12 protein-coding genes are annotated in these 16,828 nt (G+C 56.1%); 8 read left to right on the top strand and 4 right to left on the bottom strand.

Annotated elements, in window-relative coordinates; genetic code table 11:
* Positions 1–6 precede the first annotated feature (6 nt).
* Entirely contained in the window at positions 7–795 is a 789-nt protein-coding gene (gene fhuF, locus HZU72_RS12595; RefSeq protein WP_180092490.1) for a siderophore-iron reductase FhuF, read from the bottom strand.
* A 231-nt stretch (positions 796–1,026) separates the two neighbouring features.
* On the opposite strand from fhuF, the gene HZU72_RS12590 reads away from it, so the two are divergent.
* A complete protein-coding gene (locus HZU72_RS12590) occupies positions 1,027–3,195 on the top strand; it encodes a TonB-dependent receptor (RefSeq protein ID WP_180092487.1) in 2,169 nt (722 codons plus the stop codon).
* Positions 3,196–3,216: 21 nt separating this feature from the next.
* Here the strand turns inward: HZU72_RS12590 and HZU72_RS12585 are convergent, their stop codons facing one another.
* The 3 genes from HZU72_RS12585 to HZU72_RS12575 form a co-directional block, all read right to left on the bottom strand.
* The gene (locus HZU72_RS12585; protein WP_180092484.1) at positions 3,217–4,074 is read right to left on the bottom strand and encodes an ABC transporter substrate-binding protein; all 858 of its coding nucleotides are present in this window, start codon (positions 4,072–4,074) and stop codon (positions 3,217–3,219) included.
* Complete coding sequence (locus HZU72_RS12580; RefSeq protein WP_027957190.1) at positions 4,071–4,838, bottom strand: ABC transporter ATP-binding protein; 768 nt, start codon at positions 4,836–4,838, stop codon at positions 4,071–4,073. The genes HZU72_RS12585 and HZU72_RS12580 overlap by 4 nt, the downstream gene beginning before the upstream one ends.
* Before the next feature lie 196 nt (positions 4,839–5,034).
* The gene (locus tag HZU72_RS12575; protein WP_180092481.1) at positions 5,035–5,835 is read right to left on the bottom strand and encodes an inositol monophosphatase family protein; all 801 of its coding nucleotides are present in this window, start codon (positions 5,833–5,835) and stop codon (positions 5,035–5,037) included.
* A 304-nt stretch (positions 5,836–6,139) separates the two neighbouring features.
* Between HZU72_RS12575 and HZU72_RS12570 the strand changes: the two genes are divergently transcribed.
* The 7 genes from HZU72_RS12570 to HZU72_RS12540 all read left to right on the top strand — a co-directional run bounded on the left by HZU72_RS12570 (position 6,140) and on the right by HZU72_RS12540 (position 16,814).
* Positions 6,140–6,667, top strand: coding sequence for an RNA polymerase factor sigma-70 (locus tag HZU72_RS12570; protein WP_286902343.1), 528 nt, complete (start codon positions 6,140–6,142; stop codon positions 6,665–6,667).
* Between the two features lie 123 nt (positions 6,668–6,790).
* Positions 6,791–6,997, top strand: a complete 207-nt coding sequence (locus HZU72_RS12565; RefSeq protein ID WP_022522945.1) for a FecR/PupR family sigma factor regulator — start codon at positions 6,791–6,793, stop codon at positions 6,995–6,997.
* A gap of 254 nt (positions 6,998–7,251) precedes the next feature.
* Complete coding sequence (locus HZU72_RS12560; protein ID WP_022522944.1) at positions 7,252–7,497, top strand: MbtH family protein; 246 nt, start codon at positions 7,252–7,254, stop codon at positions 7,495–7,497.
* Positions 7,487–8,227 carry a thioesterase II family protein gene (locus tag HZU72_RS12555; RefSeq protein ID WP_180092478.1) on the top strand — a complete coding sequence of 247 codons (741 nt, stop codon included), beginning with the start codon at positions 7,487–7,489 and terminating at the stop codon, positions 8,225–8,227. The genes HZU72_RS12560 and HZU72_RS12555 overlap by 11 nt, the downstream gene beginning before the upstream one ends.
* Positions 8,205–8,981: a 4'-phosphopantetheinyl transferase family protein gene (locus tag HZU72_RS12550; RefSeq protein ID WP_180092475.1), complete on the top strand. Its 777-nt coding sequence runs from the start codon at positions 8,205–8,207 to the stop codon at positions 8,979–8,981. The genes HZU72_RS12555 and HZU72_RS12550 overlap by 23 nt, the downstream gene beginning before the upstream one ends.
* Positions 8,982–8,992: 11 nt before the next feature.
* Complete coding sequence (locus tag HZU72_RS12545; RefSeq protein WP_180092472.1) at positions 8,993–13,600, top strand: condensation domain-containing protein; 4,608 nt, start codon at positions 8,993–8,995, stop codon at positions 13,598–13,600.
* 25 nt (positions 13,601–13,625) lie between these two features.
* Positions 13,626–16,814, top strand: a complete 3,189-nt coding sequence (locus tag HZU72_RS12540; RefSeq protein ID WP_180092469.1) for a non-ribosomal peptide synthetase — start codon at positions 13,626–13,628, stop codon at positions 16,812–16,814.
* Positions 16,815–16,828: the final 14 nt, after the last annotated feature.

Here is a 16,828-nt window from a genome sequence, read left to right as displayed (position 1 = left end):
AACGTTTTAACGGGCGACCTGTTTGGCGCGCTTTCGCGCTTCCAGGTCGCAGCCCTCTAGCGGGCAGGTGCCGCAGGTATCAAACTCATCCAGTAAATAGCGCAGGCAGCAAAGCTTGCGCACCCGCTTAACTTCCTCACTACCCTTGGGCGTAAAGTAACGCACCGGCTGAAACAGCGGGTTGCGCTTGCCGTTGGGCAGGTTGCGCGCTTCCAGCAATGCCTTGGCGGCCTCAAACGCCTGCCGATTAGCAAGCGGGTGCTCGCCCAGCGCGTTGACATAAAAGTCCAGATAGCCACCGGCATTGCTCCAGAACACCCGCTGTGCAGCGCCGGAGATAGCCGCTAATTGCTCAATCAACGGTGCCCAGTGCTGCTCAATCAGGGTAGCAAAACGCTCAAACGGATCTTGAGTGGTTATCGGCGTACCTTCGTGGGGCAGCCACAGCCGCGAGGTGGCGCCCTTGTCGTTAAAGATAACCTGCATGTCGTCCAGTTCCACCGGCAGGTCACGGTTAAGCAGCAGGTTGGCTGTCAGTGTGGGAACGGTTAGCGCACTTAAGTGCCACTTCGACCAGATCGATACCACTGCCCGCTGGTCTCCGTCTGGGTACTGTTCAGCGAAACAGGAGAGATCCTCTTTGAGCCAATCGGCATTCCGCCAACGGGCTGTTTTGAACGCTTCCAGCGGTGGCGTTCCACCTATTAACGGCGGCGTAAAGTTCGCCAACGGCCCGATGTAGCAGGACGCTAACGAAGGCTCGAACAGTTGTGGCTGACGCAGAGCAGAGGGCATCGCGAGGCTCCATCACAGGGCTTTCAAACAGGGCTTTCACATAGGTTTTGACACAGCGCACTGAGAAATAAGGCTGAGACCATCATAAACGATAATGCATATCACTAAAATAGCTTATGTGTATTAAACGCGTCTCTATGCTAAATGAAAATGATTGTGTTTTGATGTAAAGTTCACGTTCCCATATCGCTGTTTATATTACTGCTTGCTCTTATCTAAAGAGGAACCTCTATGTCACTACCTTCTCCCTCCTGGCGTGCGCTCACGTTCGTATTGCTGGGGTCGTTCCCTTTGCCCAGCTCTGTCTGGGCGCAAGCATCTTCCAACGACAGTGCTTCGCTGGAGACCGTAACGGTGATCGGGGAGGCTACCGCGAGAGGTGATACTCCGGCGCCTGCATTTGCCGGTGGCCAAGTGGCTGCCGGTGCCCGCGTTGGCACCTGGGGGCAGCGCAATGCGGCCGATGTGCCGTTCAATGTGATTGGGTTTACCGCTGAGCTGATCGAAAACCAGCAGGCTGAGACGTTGGCCGATGTGTTAATCAATGATGCATCGGTACAAAGCGGTTTTGGCTTCGGCAACTACGCTGAAAAGTTTCAGATCCGCGGTTTTGAACTCGATGGCGAAGACATTGCTTACGGCGGTCTGTATGGCGTACTACCTCGCCAGATAGTCGCGACCAATATTGCCGAGCGTGTGGAGCTATTTAAGGGCGCCAACGCCTTCGCTAATGGTGTTTCGCCCAGTGGTTCTGGCGTTGGTGGTGCTATTAACATTGAGCCTAAACGCGCCGCCGATGCCCCCCTCAATCGGCTTACTACTGGGGTGTCGGATAGCGGCTATGTCGAAAGCGGCATCGAGCTTGGGCGGCGTTTTGGTGATGAAAATCAGTTTGGCGTGCGCGCTAATGTCATGCGTGGGCGCGGCGACACAGCGATTGACGATGAAGAACGCCGTGCGACCTCCGCCGTTATTGGGCTGGATTATCGCGGTGAGCGTGGTCGTGCCTCGTTGGATATCGGTCACCAAAGTCATACTGTGAACGGTGGCCGTCCAGTGGTACGCGTAGGATCCGGATTAAGCCGGGTGCCAGGTGCCCCCTCAGCAAGTAGCAACCATGCGCCGGAGTGGGTCAATACCGAGCTAGAGACCAGCTTCGCGATGCTGCGTGGCGAGTACGATATTGCCGACAGTTGGACTGCCTATGTGGCTCTGGGTGGTAACGACACTCGTGAAAGCGGCATTTATGCAACGCCTACGGTTAATGCAGTGGACGGCTCATCCACTATCGGCCAGATGGAAGTGCCTTATCGTGCTGAAAGTATTGGTGGGCAGGCTGGTTTGCGTGGTGCATTCGATACAGGCGCGGTTAGCCATCAGTTGGATCTTGGCTACTCTAGCGTTTATCGCACCACTCGTTCGGCTTATGAAATGGCTTCGCCTGGTTTACCCACCAATATTTATCAGCCTTCCGACATCTCGGTGCGCGAACCTGTATTTGCAGGGGGGGATATGAATGATCCTAATCTACGTAGCCGCACCCGCAACAGTGGTGTATCGCTTTCCGATACGCTGGGCTTTCTGGATGATCGACTGCTGTTTACCCTGGGCGCCCGCTATCAGGAAGTCGACGTCACTAATTATGACTATGAGGGTGATTTTGACAACAACTTCAGCGATACGCGGCTTTCGCCTGTGTATGGCGTTGTAGTAAAACCGACCCAATCCCTATCGCTATACGCCAACCATATTGAGGCATTACAGCCGGGTGATACGGCTCCTACCACGGCGATAAATGCTGGGCAGAGTATTGGTTTGGTCGAAGCTAAACAGAACGAGGTCGGTGCCAAACTCGATCTGGGTAGCCTGGGTGGCAGCTTAAGCTTGTTTGAAATTGAACAACCCAATGCCTTTATTAACACTGAAACCGGCGTTTATGGCTATTACGGCCAACAGCGGAATCGTGGTGTGGAGTTGAGCGTTTATGGTGAACCGGTAGACGGTTTGCGCTTGCTAAGCAGTGCGATGTGGATAGATCCTGAACTGACACGTACTGACGATGGCACTAACCAGGGTAACGATGCGGTTGGGGTGCCCGATTATCGGCTAGTCTTAGGCAGCGAGTGGGATATTCCCCAGGCACCAGGTTGGACACTCAGTGGCCGTGCGGTGCGTAATGGCAGCCAGTATCTAGACGCTGCCAATCAGCTTGAAGTTGACGCCTGGACGCGCTGGGATCTCGGCGTACGTTATGCCATGCCGCTCAACAGCAATACGCTTACTTGGCGCGCTAATATCGAAAATATTACCGATGAGAACTATTGGGCCTCAGCAACCGGTGGTTATTTAACTCAAGGCGAGCCGCGCACGGTGAAACTCTCGGCGTCACTGGACTTCTAAGTTTTCGTTACAGAGCTTTCTTTAACGGGCTAATAGCGCTTCGCTGAGTAATTCAGCGAAGCGTGCTGCAGATGGAAAGCCACCAAAACTCCACGCTGGCGGTAGGCGAACAACGCGGTTTTCTTTTACCGCAGGCAAATGCTGCCACAGCGCGTTACTCTCAAACCCATCGCGCATTTCTAAAGGCAGCGGCTCAACGACGACAATAGTCGCATCGGAGTAAGCCAACAGCTCTTCCAGCGCCACCGTCGAAAACCCCCATTGATTGGTAGACTGTTGCCAAACATTGATTAGCCCCAAGCGTTCCAGTACCGACTGAAATAGACTGTTTTCGCCATATACTCGCAGGTGCCGCGCATCGATAAACTGCACCACCATTAGCGGCGGCTGCGCTTCTAACTGCGCCTTTTGTTGATCCAGGGCCGCTTCGATGGCGTCGAGCATTGCAACCGCCTGCTCGTGATTGCCGCTCAGTGCGGCCAGGGTATGCGTTGTGCGCTGCAGACGTTGCCAGAGTGGGTCGCCAAGCTGGTAAGTGCCCAGCGCAGTGACGGGAGCAATGGTATTTAACTGGTCGATCAGCCGCATAAACAGCGGTGAGAGAAGGACGTGATCGGGTGCCTGCTGAGCAATAAGCTCGCGATTGGGCTGAGCGCGCAGGCCGATATCAAGAACGCCACACGGTAATCGCTCGGCACCAGACCATCGCTGGTACTGGGGAATCTCTGCTAACCCAACGGGCGGATTATCTAAAGCGATCAGCGTTTCGGCTATTGCCCAATCCAGGGTGACTACCTTTGCTGAAGCAGCGACTCCACTGGATGCTAGTGTGCCAAGGCAGGCCAACGCTAAAAAGCCACGGCGAAAGCAGCGTCTCATTGTGCAACAGCGATATTGTGCTCTCCATTGGGGTGCTTCATGACCTGCATCGGTAGGCCATAAATCGCCTCTAAGGTGCTGCAGCTCATCAAATCACCCGGGCTGCCATGGGCCAGTAAGCGACCGCTGTGCAGTGCCATCAGCTCGTCGCAGTAGCGCGAGGCCATGTTGATATCGTGCAGTACAATAATGACCCCAAGATTTAGTTCATCGCACAGCTTACGGATCAGCGCCAGCACTTCGATTTGGTGGGCGATATCCAGCGCCGCTAACGGCTCGTCCAACAGCAGGAATCGGCTGCCCTGGGCTAGCAACATCGCCAACCACACCCTTTGACGTTCACCACCAGAGAGTGTGTCGACCAAGCGGTCGGCAAAGGCCTCTGTGTGGGTCAGGGCAATGGCGCGATCAATGGCATCTTTGTCTTTCTGGGTGTGGCGGCCCAGCAGCCCGTGCCATGGGTAGCGGCCAAAGGCGACTAGCTCGCGCCCGGTAAGACTTTCTGCACTCGGTAAATGCTGGGGCAGGTAAGCCACCTGACGGGCAAACTCACGATTTCCCCAGTCACTCAGCGGGCGCTGATCAAAGTGAACCTCCCCCTGGCTTACCGGCTGCTGCTGGGCCATGAGCTTGATCAGCGTCGACTTACCCGAGCCGTTATGGCCAATCAGGCCGTAAACCTTGCCCTCATGAAAGCTGTGGTCAATGGGATTTAAAATCTGCTTACCATTGATTTCAAAGGTGGCGCCTTTGACCTCGAACATGAATGACTCCTGGCGATAGGGTTGATGATAATGCCTCCATTCTAGTGCTAATGGTTCTCATTTTTAACAAAAAAATGAAAAGATTTCCGTGATAGAGAGTAAACGCCGCTTGGGGAAAGCAGGCAAGGGGTAGATCTCAGGCGGTTAGCCTCTGCTTGATTGGCTAACCGGTGCGATTAGAGATGACGTTGATCGTTTATCCGCAAGACGCTAAACACGCTAGCAGTTGTCCATGCTTCTCGGGGTGCGCCGCAAGTAAACTGTTCCATTGAGAGGGATTCGGCTCGCCAGTGAGATCCGTGACGGTGTAGCCAGCTTCTCTGGCAATCACAATGCCGGCGGCGATATCCCAAAAGTCGAGCTTAGCGCCTTGAGACCAAAAAGCATCAAACCGGCCCAGGCTGGTGTAGGCGATCTCCAGCGCCGCCGATCCTGGGCTGCGGATACCGGCCACCTGGGGCATTAGAGCAGCGAGTTGATCTAGGGCCGTCGTACAGTCGCCTTTAGCGTGGTAGGGCAGGCAGGTGCTTATCAGCATCTCGTTCAGTGGGCGCGGTTCAGGCGTAGTGAGCGGTGTATCGTTGAGGAAGACGCCGGTGCCAAGGCTGGCCCAAAGCATTTCATCAAGCAGCGGTTGATAGACAACACCGATGATCAGCTCATCGCCCTTAGTAATCGCGATGGAGACTGAGAAGTGAGGCACCCCATGCAGAAAGTTGCTGGTGCCATCGAGAGGGTCAATGATGACGGTATAGTCACTATCGGTGGGCGTAAGCCCGCTCTCTTCACCAAGGAAAGCGATATCGGGAAAAGCGCTGTTGATACAGTCGATAATGATGTTCTCGGCGGCCGTATCGTAGTAGCTGACAAAGTCTGACGCCCCCTTTTGCTCAAAGGCAATTCTTCCCTTTAGCGAATATCCCTCGCGTAACAGCGCACCTGCCTCGTACGCCGCCTGCTTCACCGTTTCGAGTAGGTCATTACTGCTATCGAGCATTGTATTTCCCCTGGGCATGCATCGTGTCTTAGTGAATGGCAAAAACTGTATCTATTCAATGTAACTAACCATTCATGACGCGGAGATGACAGGAGTCAAGTTGGTTTAATGGTAAATCATCTATGCATTTGGCGTATGAGAGATGCCCCCGCTATATGTCGCTATTAACTGAGTCAACAAAAATCAACAAGCATATCGTTATAAAAAGTGAGTTAGCTCTCACCAGTTGACTTGTCAGACTCTAACGCAAATAATAATTATTGCCATTTATTTCGTGGTGTTAATCAAGGCAGGAGGCCGAGCTGTGGATACCCAGACCTGGAGCGCTGAGTTAGAAGATATCTTCGTTAATCAGCGGCCCCGGCTCTGCTGTGTCGCCGCAAGAGTCTTGGGCAATGCTGATCAAGCCGATGATGTCGTGCAGGACGCCTATCTAAAAATTTCGGAAGCAACCAGGCTTTTTGAGGTGAAGCAGCCTATATCTTACGTGTCACGTGTGGTGCGCAACCTCGCCATTGACCGCTGCCGCCGTTCGGCGTTTGAGTCAACTTTGTTTGCAAAAGAAGAGGAGGGGGAGGCCGCCTCTTACGCATCACACTCCCCAGAGGTGATCGCGATTGACCGCCAGGCCTTGGCCCAGGTGGTTAACGCTTTGGGCGAGCTGCCCGAGCGTACGCGGCGCGCTTTTGAGCTCTATCGTTCGGGAAGTCATACGCAGCGGGAAGTGGCCCACTTGTTAGGTATTTCCACCACGTTAGTTAATTTTATGATTCGCGATGCGCTAACTCATTGCCGCCAATCGCTACGAGGTCAGACGTTGCCAGATCGGTAAGCCCACGTTCCGTCCCTTCTTTGTTGTCGCTTTGTTACACTGTCAGCAAATAGCGTTGATAATATTACACGCTTCCCGAGACAGGTGTTCAGCAGGCAGCAGTAGCGAGGTTTGACAGTAACGATGGATAACGACAGCGGCGATGATGCCGTTTGGCAAACGGCGCTAGACTGGCTGATGCGTGAGCATGAAGAGACGTTGAGCGACGCTGATCGCGAGGCGCTTCATGCGTGGTTAGCGGCTTCTTCTCAGCACCGCCGTGTATTTCGTGAAGCCGAACAGCTATGGCTGCTAACGGGGATGATTCCAAGTGGTGATGAGCGCAACTGATCAGCCACTGTTTTTTTACTCTCCTCCTTCGGTTGTCAGGCTAACTAAATGGTCGCGAGCTAAAGCTGCCTCCTACTGGTGCAATTCTTAGCCTGGCATAAGTAATTCTATGCCGACGCCCTAGCGGCCCCTCCCCTTATTTTTCCTATTTTCCTCCCCCAGCATTAAATTTTCTGACGCCTCACTCGTCATTGAGTAATGAGAAGTAATTGCATCTTATTTCTCATTCCTTTGGCAACGATGAGATTAGTCCCATGACAAGCTGTTTTGATCGTGAAGATGGTGTCTTCCGCGTATTAGTCAACCACGAAGAGCAGTACTCCCTCTGGCCAGAATGGAAAGCGATTCCCGCTGGCTGGACCGATACCGGTGTACTCGGCGATAAGCCAACCTGCCTCGACTACGTCGAAAAGACCTGGACTGACATGCGGCCACTGTCGCTGCGCCAGTGGATGGATGAGCAGGCTAACGCTGAGGCGGAGCAGGTGGATGCAGGTTAAGCGTTTAAGGCTGCTCTGCCTGCCCTGTGCCGGGGCTAGCGCCACCATGTATCTGCGCTGGAAGCGTCAGTTGCCCGCCTGGATCGAGGTATATCCCGTCGAACTACCTGGGCGTGGCGAACGCCTGGGCGAGCCGCTGATCGACGACTTCGAGACCCAGGTCGTGCGGCTGTGCGAAGAGCAGGCAACACGGATGCGCGGCGACTTTGCCCTGTTCGGTCACAGCATGGGGGCGTTGTTGGCCTACGGCATGGCAGCTCGCTTGCGCGATGTAGGGCGACCTCAGCCGCGGATGCTGTTCGCCTCAGGCAGCACGGCGCCCTCAATGCGCGACTCAGAGCGCTTGGCGGGGCTTGATAACGATAAGGCCCTGATTGCGGATCTACGCCAGCAGGGCGGCACCCCAGAGGAAGTGTTCGAAAGCCCGGAACTGCTGCGCCTCACTCTTGATGTGTTGGCAGCGGACTATCGCCTCTGTCGCAGTTTTCGTTATCGCGGCGGGTCGCCGCTTGCTTACCCCCTACAGGTACTCGCCGGGCGTGAAGACGATATTGAGCAAGAGCGCCTGGAAGCGTGGCAGCGGGAAGCGGGTGGGGCGTTCTCTTTAGACTGGTTCGAAGGAGGGCACTTCTTTATTCGCCAGCAGCAATCTCAAGTGCTGGAAACCATAAAGCGGGCACTGGCCCGACGGCTTGAGGAGGTGCCTCATGCAGCGCCTGCGGTTAGCTGAAGGGGTGCCCGAGGGGCTTGAGGTATGGCGCTTAGCGCTCGACCTGAACGCCCCGGTGGCTGACGAAGATGATCGGTTGCTGAGTCAAGCCGAGTGGCAGCGTGCCCAGCGGCTTCGCCATCACGCCGATGTCGTACGCGCCGTGGCGACACGCGCTGCCCTGCGGCGACTGCTATCAGCGCGCACCGGCGTGGCGCCTGAAAAGTTGGTGTTCACTCAGAACGCTTACGGCAAACCAGCGTTGGAAAACACTGATGGGCCTGCTTTCAATGTCTCCCACTCTGGCCATGTCGCCCTGATCGCGCTTGCTCCCGGCGGCGCGGTGGGGGTCGATATTGAGCGTTGCCGACCCGAGGCCGAACTGGCGCCGCTGCAAGGGCTGGTGCAATCGCCGAGTGAGCAGCTCGACCACGCACGCGACAGCTCCGCGCTGCCCTTCATGGAGCGCTGGGTGGTTAAAGAGGCGGTGCTCAAAGCTTTGGGCCTGGGCATTGCTGATCATTTGCGGTCGCTCTCGATCACTTCCTCTTTAGGGCCGCCAGGCACCTATCACCTTAAGCACTCACTTCCCGTGTCATCACCTTTGCAGGCATGGCCGCTGCCAGCGCCGAGTGGCTATGCCGCTGCCCTGGGTTATGTCGATATGGCGCATGTTGCCTGCGGGGTTGGGGCTATAAAGCGTGAGTACCCCGCGGCACTGCCAAATTACCAACGTCATTTACTGACTCACTATCTCCAGGATTCGAACTTTTAGTAGGTACGCATATGGATACAAGGCACGCCCAGACAACTTGCAGTAGCTCGCCCCACAACGGTGTTTCTAACAACTTTGTAGAGCATTTAATTCGCTTAGCCCAGGAAAGGCCCCATGACAGGGCGCTAATTGTGGTGAACGCTCAAGGTGATACCACCCTTGATTACGCCACCTTGGAGAAGCGTTCGCGTGCTTTGGCCAGCGAGCTACAGCAGCGGTTCCCGGCTGGTGAGCGTGCCTTGATCCTGCTGGATAATGATGAGCACTACGTGGTGGCGTTCTTCGCCTGCCTATATGCCGGGATGATTGCCGTGCCGGTCTTTCCGCCGGAGTCGGCTAAGCAGCAGCACTTGGCGCGCCTGCTCGCCATTGCCGCCGACTCCCAGGCTGCCTGTGTGCTTACCTCTACAACGATTATCGATGTGGTCGCATCCGCAAGCGAAGGCTTCGGCAGCACTGAACTGATCCCCGTGGATGCCGTGGATGAGAGCCGCGCTGAACACTGGATTGAGCATCACCCAAAGCGTGGTGATATCGCCTTTTTACAGTACACCTCAGGCTCCACGGCCACGCCCAAAGGGGTGATGGTGAGCCATGGCAACCTAATGGCCAACGAGCGCGCTATCGAGACAGGTTTCTCGATTGGTGCTGACGATGTCTTCGTTAGTTGGCTACCGCTTTACCACGATATGGGGCTGATTGGCGGCCTGCTGCAGCCCATCTATCGTGGCATTCCCTCCGTGCTGATGAGCCCGACCTTCTTTCTGCAGCGGCCGGTACGCTGGCTAGAGGCGATCTCGCGCTTCCGGGGTACCATCAGTGGTGGCCCCGATTTCTCCTACCGGCTGTGCCTTGATCGTATTCGCGACGAACAGATTGAGACACTCGATTTATCCAGCTGGCGGGTCGCGTTCTCAGGCGCCGAGCCGGTACGCCACGCAACCCTCACTGGCTTTATTGAACGCTTCCGCCCAGCGGGCTTTGCCGCTGATACCGCAGCACCCTGTTATGGCTTGGCTGAAGCGACGCTATTGGTTAGCTGTAATTCGCGCGGTACGGGCATGGTGGGCACGGCTTTTTCTCAACAGTCGCTGGCCGAGGGAAAGGCTGCCTCAGCGGTTGAAGGCAACACCCTGGTGGGCTGCGGTACACCGGAACCCGGTCACGCTATCGATATTGTCGATCCTGAGGGGCTTCACTCGCTGCCCAGTGGTGACGTCGGCGAGATCTGGGTCAATGGGCCCAGCGTGGCACATGGGTATTGGCAGAACCCAGAAGCAACAGCTCAAACCTTTGTCACCCGCGATGGGGTCAGTTGGCAGCGAACCGATGATACTGATGCACAGAACCACGATGCCCGCGATGATCGCTGGCTGCGCACTGGCGATCTAGGCTTTCTGCACGAAGGGCAGCTGTATATCGCCGGGCGTATTAAAGACCTGATCATTCTGCGCGGCCATAACGTCTACCCCCAGGATATCGAGAGCGCTATCGAAGCCGAGGTGGAAGCAGTGCGCAAAGGGCGCGTGGCGGCCTTTGCAGTGACCACCCCCGAAGGCGCTGAAGGGATTGGCGTCGCGGCAGAAGTCTCCCGCGGTATGCAGAAACTAGTGCTCGCCGATAAGTTGGTCGAAGCGCTAAGCGAGACAGTGGGGAGCACTTGCCATCAGCCGCTTTCGGTAGTGTTACTGCTTAACTCTGGAGGCCTTCCCAAAACCTCTAGCGGCAAACTGCAGCGCAGCGCCTGCCGCCAAGGCTGGGAAGCGGGTAGCCTGGATGCCTACGCCATTCACGCCTTTGGGCATTTTGTCAGTGGCGGCAGCGATGGGGATGCTGGTGGTGGAAAGTCATCGCAATCTACTGCGGAAGCAGGGAGCGAAACGGAGCAGGCGTTAGCGACGCTCTGGCGCCAAGTGCTGGGAGACAACAAGGTAACGCCACTGGGGAGCAATGCTCACTTCTTCGCCAGCGGGGGTAATTCGCTGGCGGCGGTGCAGTTGGCTTCACGCATTAGCGATCATTGGGCGATTGATTTCCCGACCAGATCGGTCATGGAAAAGCCGCGCTTTAGTGATGTGGTTGATGAAGTAGAGCGCCGGTTAGCGAAGCCTTCGGCTTTTCGTCAGGGAGCTATCCAAAATCCACTGATGCCGATTCCCCGGAATTCGGAACTACCTTTGGCACCTGTCCAGCGCCGGCTCTGGTTAGTTGATCGTTTGGCGAGTCAGGCGGGCGACCGTGAGCGTGCCGCCTATAACCTTCCAGCGCTGTTTTCCCTGAAAGGGGAGTTGAATATAGAGGTTCTAGAAAGAACCGTTAATGCCATCGTTGCGCGGCATGAAGCATTGCGTACCCACTACCCTGAAAGCGAGAGCGGTGATCCCATCGCGGTTGTAGAGGATCAGCGAAACATCGAACTTCCTGTTTTGGACTGCAGCGATCTTGCAGAGCCGGAGCAACAGCGATATCTGCAAGATACTTTTACCGAGTATGCGAACACACCGTTAGATCTTGCCACTGGACCTTTAATTAAGGCGGGGTTACTGCGTTTTGGTGCACAAGAGCACGCACTGATCCTGGTGATTCACCACATCGTCTTCGACGGCTGGTCCACGAGCGTATTCATCCGGGAATTTGCCTCTCTGTATGGGGAATTGCTGGAAGGGAAGGAATCTGGGTTACCCGAGCTTGGTATTCAGTACGTGGACTACGCCGCTTGGCATGAAAAAGCACTGTCGGGAGAGGCCTTCGAGCAAAGCGCAACCTTCTGGCGCCGCTATCTAAGTGATGTTCCTCCGCTCTCAACACTACCGGGGGATTTCGCTAGGCCTAGCCAAGTATCGCATACCGGTAGTGCCCTGAGCATGACACTGAGTCCAGACCTATCACAAGCGTTGAACAAGCTTGCCGCACAGCATGGCACCACGCTATTTACGCTTCTATTGGCGAGTTTTCAGCTATTGATGCATCGCCAGACCCGTCAACACGACCTGATTGTGGGAACCGATGTCGCTGGCCGTAGCCATCCCGATGTTGAGCCGTTAATTGGCTTTTTTGTCAATGTAATCCCGCTGAGGTCTCGTTTGTCTGATGGCCAGATTGATTTCGGCCACTGGCTTGAGCAAGTACAGACCAGCGTGCTGGATGCCTTCGATCATCAAAATGTTCCCTTCGACAGAATTGTCGAGCTTTCGGGGATTGGTCGTGAGCGCGACCGTTCCCCCCTGATACAAACCCTCTTCGTACTACAAAACACGCCAACCGAGCGGTTCTCAATTCCGGGCTTGGAAGTGGAGGTAATGCCTCAGCCCAGGCAGGAGTCGAAGTTCGATATGGCGGTATTCGTCAATGAGAGTGACACCGGACTATCAGTCGAGTGGGTCTACGCCACCGCCTTGTACCGACGCGAAACCATTGAGCACTTAACCGGTGCCTGGCAGTCGCTACTAGCGCAGATCGTGGAAGCTCCCAACATGCCCGTTGAGGAGTTTCGCTTACCCCAAATGGAGAAACACGCTATGCAAAACAAGCTTTCAAAAGGTTCCAAACTCAACAAGCTTGGCAGCCTGAAATCCCAGCCAAATGCGCGGCCCTCGACCAATAGCGACTCACCGATACGAACGGCGCTGCTCGACGAAAAAAGAGTCTTTCCTCTGGTGATCGAAGCGGCGGACGCTGACCTTGATGCGGTGGCGTGGGCAACCTCCCAGCGTGACTTTATCGAGCAACACTTACGCACGCATGCAGGCATTCTGTTCCGTAATTTTGGTCTGACCACACCGCAAGAGTTTGAAGCCTTTGCCGAGGCTATCCAGCCGGGCCTTTACGGTAATTATGGTGACCTGCCCAAGAAAGAAGGGGGGCGCAATACCTACCGTTCAACCCCCTATCCCGAGCGCCAGATGATTCTCTATCACAACGAAAGTTCGCATTTGGAGCGCTGGCCGCGCAAGCAACTGTTCTTCTGCGAATTCCCCTCTCCCGTGGGAGGCGCCACCCCGATCGTTGACTGCCGGGAGATGTTGCGCCAACTGCCCGCCGATGTGGTGGAAGAGTTCGAACGCAAAGGGCTGCTTTATGTGCGCACCTTCACCCGCAACCTGGACGTGAGCTGGCGAGACTTTTTCAAAACCGATAGCAGGGAAGAGGTGGAAGCGCGGCTCAAAGAAGCGGGAATCGAGTGGCAGTGGTTGGGTGATGATGAGCTGCAGACGCGTACGCACTGTCCTGCGGTAGTCACCCATCCCGTGACCGGTGACCGAGTGTTCTTCAATCAGGTGCAGCTCCATCACGTCAGCTGCCTTGAGCCTGATGTGAAAGAAGACCTGCTTGGCATGGTTGGCCAGGAGCGCCTGCCACGCAATGTCTATTTCGGCGACGGTTCCGTGATTAGCGACGAGATGATGAAGGTTGTCGGTGATGCTTACGAAGCCTGTGCCGTGCGCTTCGACTGGCGCCGGGGTGATGTGGTGATGGTCGACAATATGTTAGCGGCCCATGCCCGGGATCCCTACGAGGGGCCACGCAAGATTGTGGTGGCGATGGGAGACATCTATGAGCGTTCGGCGCTGGAAGAGGCTCAAGGGGCAAGTGCCGATGCCGAGTTGGTCGGTCAATAAAGTCACGGGTATTGGGAGTCAATAAATGAATGCGATAACGGAACAGCAGGATCTTGCCCATTGGCCGCTTAGCCCTGAGCAGCGCGCGGTACTGACAGCGGCGGAAACTAATGAAGGTGGCACCCAGCAGGCAGCGTCGACGCAGATCAACGTCATGGTGGTAGATATTCAGGGTGCGCTTGATAGCTCACGGCTAGAGAGCGCACTGAGTAATCTTAGGCAACAGCATGAAGCCCTATCGACGGCTCTGAAGAGCGTGGCGGGGTATCGCGGGCTGCGACACCAGGCGCTTGAAGAACTACCTGCTATTGAGTGGCGGTATGAGGACTTACGCGGCAGCGATGACCAGGAACCACTGCTCAACGACGCTCTCAAAAACTATAGAGAGTCACTGAAACACCGGCCCATGGCCGTCGAGAGTGGCGAACTGCTGCGTCCAGCGCTGCTGCAAACGGGTGAAATAACCTGGGTATTAGTACTGGCTGTTTCGGCGTTGGTGGCGGATCGCGGCAGTCTGCAGTCGTTGCTCTCGGCGTTGGCGGATGCTTACGATCAGAGCGGAGGAGCCGATGATGAGTCGGCGCTGCAGTATTCCCAATTCATCGAGTGGCGCGCTTCTCTCGAAAACGACGATGACGCCGAAGAGGGTCGTGAGTATTGGCAAAACCACCAGCAGCATGCCGAGCAGGCAGGCGCATGCCGTTTACCTGCAAGGCAAGCGCATCGCCATGACGTGCGGGCAGAGCATGAATATGTGGCCTGTCCGCTCGAACCAGACCTAGTAGCGCGTATCGATAGCCTAGCAGATGAGCTTCAAGTATCCGCAGAGGCAGTGCTGCAGGCGGCTTGGTGGGCGTTACTCGCCAGGATTAGCGGCAATGAGAGTGTAATTGGCGGCTGGCAACACGACTGCCGCCACGACTACGAGGTGATGCAGGGGGCGATCGGTCTCTTCGACAAGGTGCTGCCGGTGCTGGTTGAAGGTGTTGCTGATAGCGACTTCTCTAGTTGTATCGCCCGTTTAGCAGAGCAGCTAGAGGCGCATACCCAGGCTCAAGAGTATTGGTCGGTTGACGCGCTGCCCGATAAGCGCCACCTCGCAGCGGGGTTCGCATTTTCAGAGGGGGTGAGTGAGTTAAAGTCGGCGGGTTTGCAGTGGCGCTTGCGAGAACTGCCTGGGCCATCGGCAGAATTTGAACTTGCCTTACACGTTAGCCGCAACGAGAACGGCGCAGTGGCGGCCCTCTACACCGACCCATCTTGCTATAGCCGCGCGGCGGCCGAGTGTCTGCTGGATCAGTACCATACGTTGCTACAGGCGGGCCTAGCCGACCCCGCGCAAAAACTATTTTCGGTGCCGCTTATCTCCCCTGAGCAACAGCAGGAATTGCTGTCGTGTGAGGACAGTGTGCTTGACGTGGGTGAGCGTAGCGTAGCGGCCCATATTGCTGCCTGGGCGGCTTCGATGCCGGATGCCATTGCCATTGAGGAGCAGGGCCGTACGCTGAGTTACGCTCAGCTGGAAGCCCGCGTTAATGATATCGCTCGGTGGCTGGATGGTCAGGGCGTCAAGCCTGGAGATTACGTAGCGCTTAATTTGCCCCGTTCTACCGATTTGGTCGTGCTGCTACTGGCAGTATGGCGTGCAAGTGCCGCCTACCTGCCGCTTGATCCAGAGTGGCCCGTAGCCCGTAAACGTCGGGTGCTTGAGGATGCCCAGCCCGTACTAGTAGTGAGCGCTGAAAACGCCGAGGCGGAACCCGCAGCATTTAACCTTCCGAGCACCCGCAGTGTGAGGCTGCCACAGGAAGTGGATGAAGCGGGTAGTGCCTTGTCGTTTCCAGAGCCAGACTTCGGCGACGTGGCTTACCTTCTCTATACTTCTGGCTCCACGGGCACGCCAAAAGGTGTGGTAATCGAGCATGGTCAACTGCTCAATTACGTCGCCGGTGCCACAAAGGCCATGGGGCTATCGGCATGCCAGAGCTGGGCATTAACCGGGTCGCTGGCTACTGACCTGGGCAATACGGCACTGTTCGGCGCCTTGTTTAATGGTGCTCGCCTGGTGATCGCCGCACCTGACGATATGCAGGATGGCGACCACTTTGCGCATTTTATGTCGGCGGCCGATATCGAAGCGCTCAAAATAGTGCCGTCCCATCTGGGGGCCCTGCTGGAGTGCGAAGCTCCCCGGTTGCCGAAAACACTGATTTTAGGCGGTGAGGCAACTTCATCTACCTTACTTTCGAGCATTGCGCGGATTTCGCCCGAGTGCCAACTATACAACCACTATGGCCCCACAGAAGCCACGGTGGGCGTTATGGTACACCCGGTATCGCTGTCGCAAGACGTTGAGTGCCCGCTGCCGTTAACCCAGTTGCTGCCGAATTGCCGCTATCGAGTGCTTGACGATAACTTGCATGCGACCCCCACCGGTGCCGTAGGTGAGCTGTATCTGGGCGGCGCCCAACTGGCGCGCGGCTATCTCAATAGCGATGCTTCCGCGTTTGTCGAAGATCCCTTTATTGCCGGTGAGCGTCTCTATCGCACCGGCGATCTGGCGTGCGTGCTGCCCGAGGGTGGCGTACGCCTTATTGGGCGAGTCGACGATCAGATCAAGCTGCGCGGTTTCCGGATCGAACCGGCGGAAATCGAAAGCATGTTGCAAGCACAGCCAGGGGTTAAACAGAGCCTGGTTCGCCTGATGGGTCGGGGCGGTGAAACCCAGGAACTCGTAGCGTTCCTGATCGCTGACTCCGAGGTAACGTCCGTTGAGGGCCAAGCCCAGCTTCGCGAGCAGCTGGCTGTGCTACTGCCTGAGCCCATGCGTCCTTCTCGTTTTATCCCTGTTGAGCATTTCCCTCGCCTAGGTAACGGCAAGGTAGACACCCCCGCGCTGGAAGCCTTGGCCCAAAAAACAGCGGAAAGAAAAACCTTGGTGAAGCCCCGGGATGCCGTGGAAGCCAACCTGTGTCAGGCCATGGCTGAGCTGCTTGGTCGTGATGAGGTAGGCATTGATGACGACTTCTTCGAGCTGGGTGGGCACTCCTTGCTGGTGATCAAGCTGGTGGCACGCATTCGTAAGCAGTTCGGCATCGAGATAGCTCCCGGCGTGGTGTTCGATCACCCCACTGCCGCTGAGCTGGGTGCCGCTCTACGCGAGAGTTGTGCTGAGGCCAGCACGAGCGGTCTAGCCGAGCTTGATAGCAACTGAGTAGACAAACTTGC

It is taken from the genome of Vreelandella sedimenti, from assembly GCF_013416325.1.
In the GTDB taxonomy this organism is placed as follows: domain Bacteria; phylum Pseudomonadota; class Gammaproteobacteria; order Pseudomonadales; family Halomonadaceae; genus Vreelandella; species Vreelandella sedimenti.
This window is presented reverse-complemented; position numbering and strand designations above follow the sequence as displayed.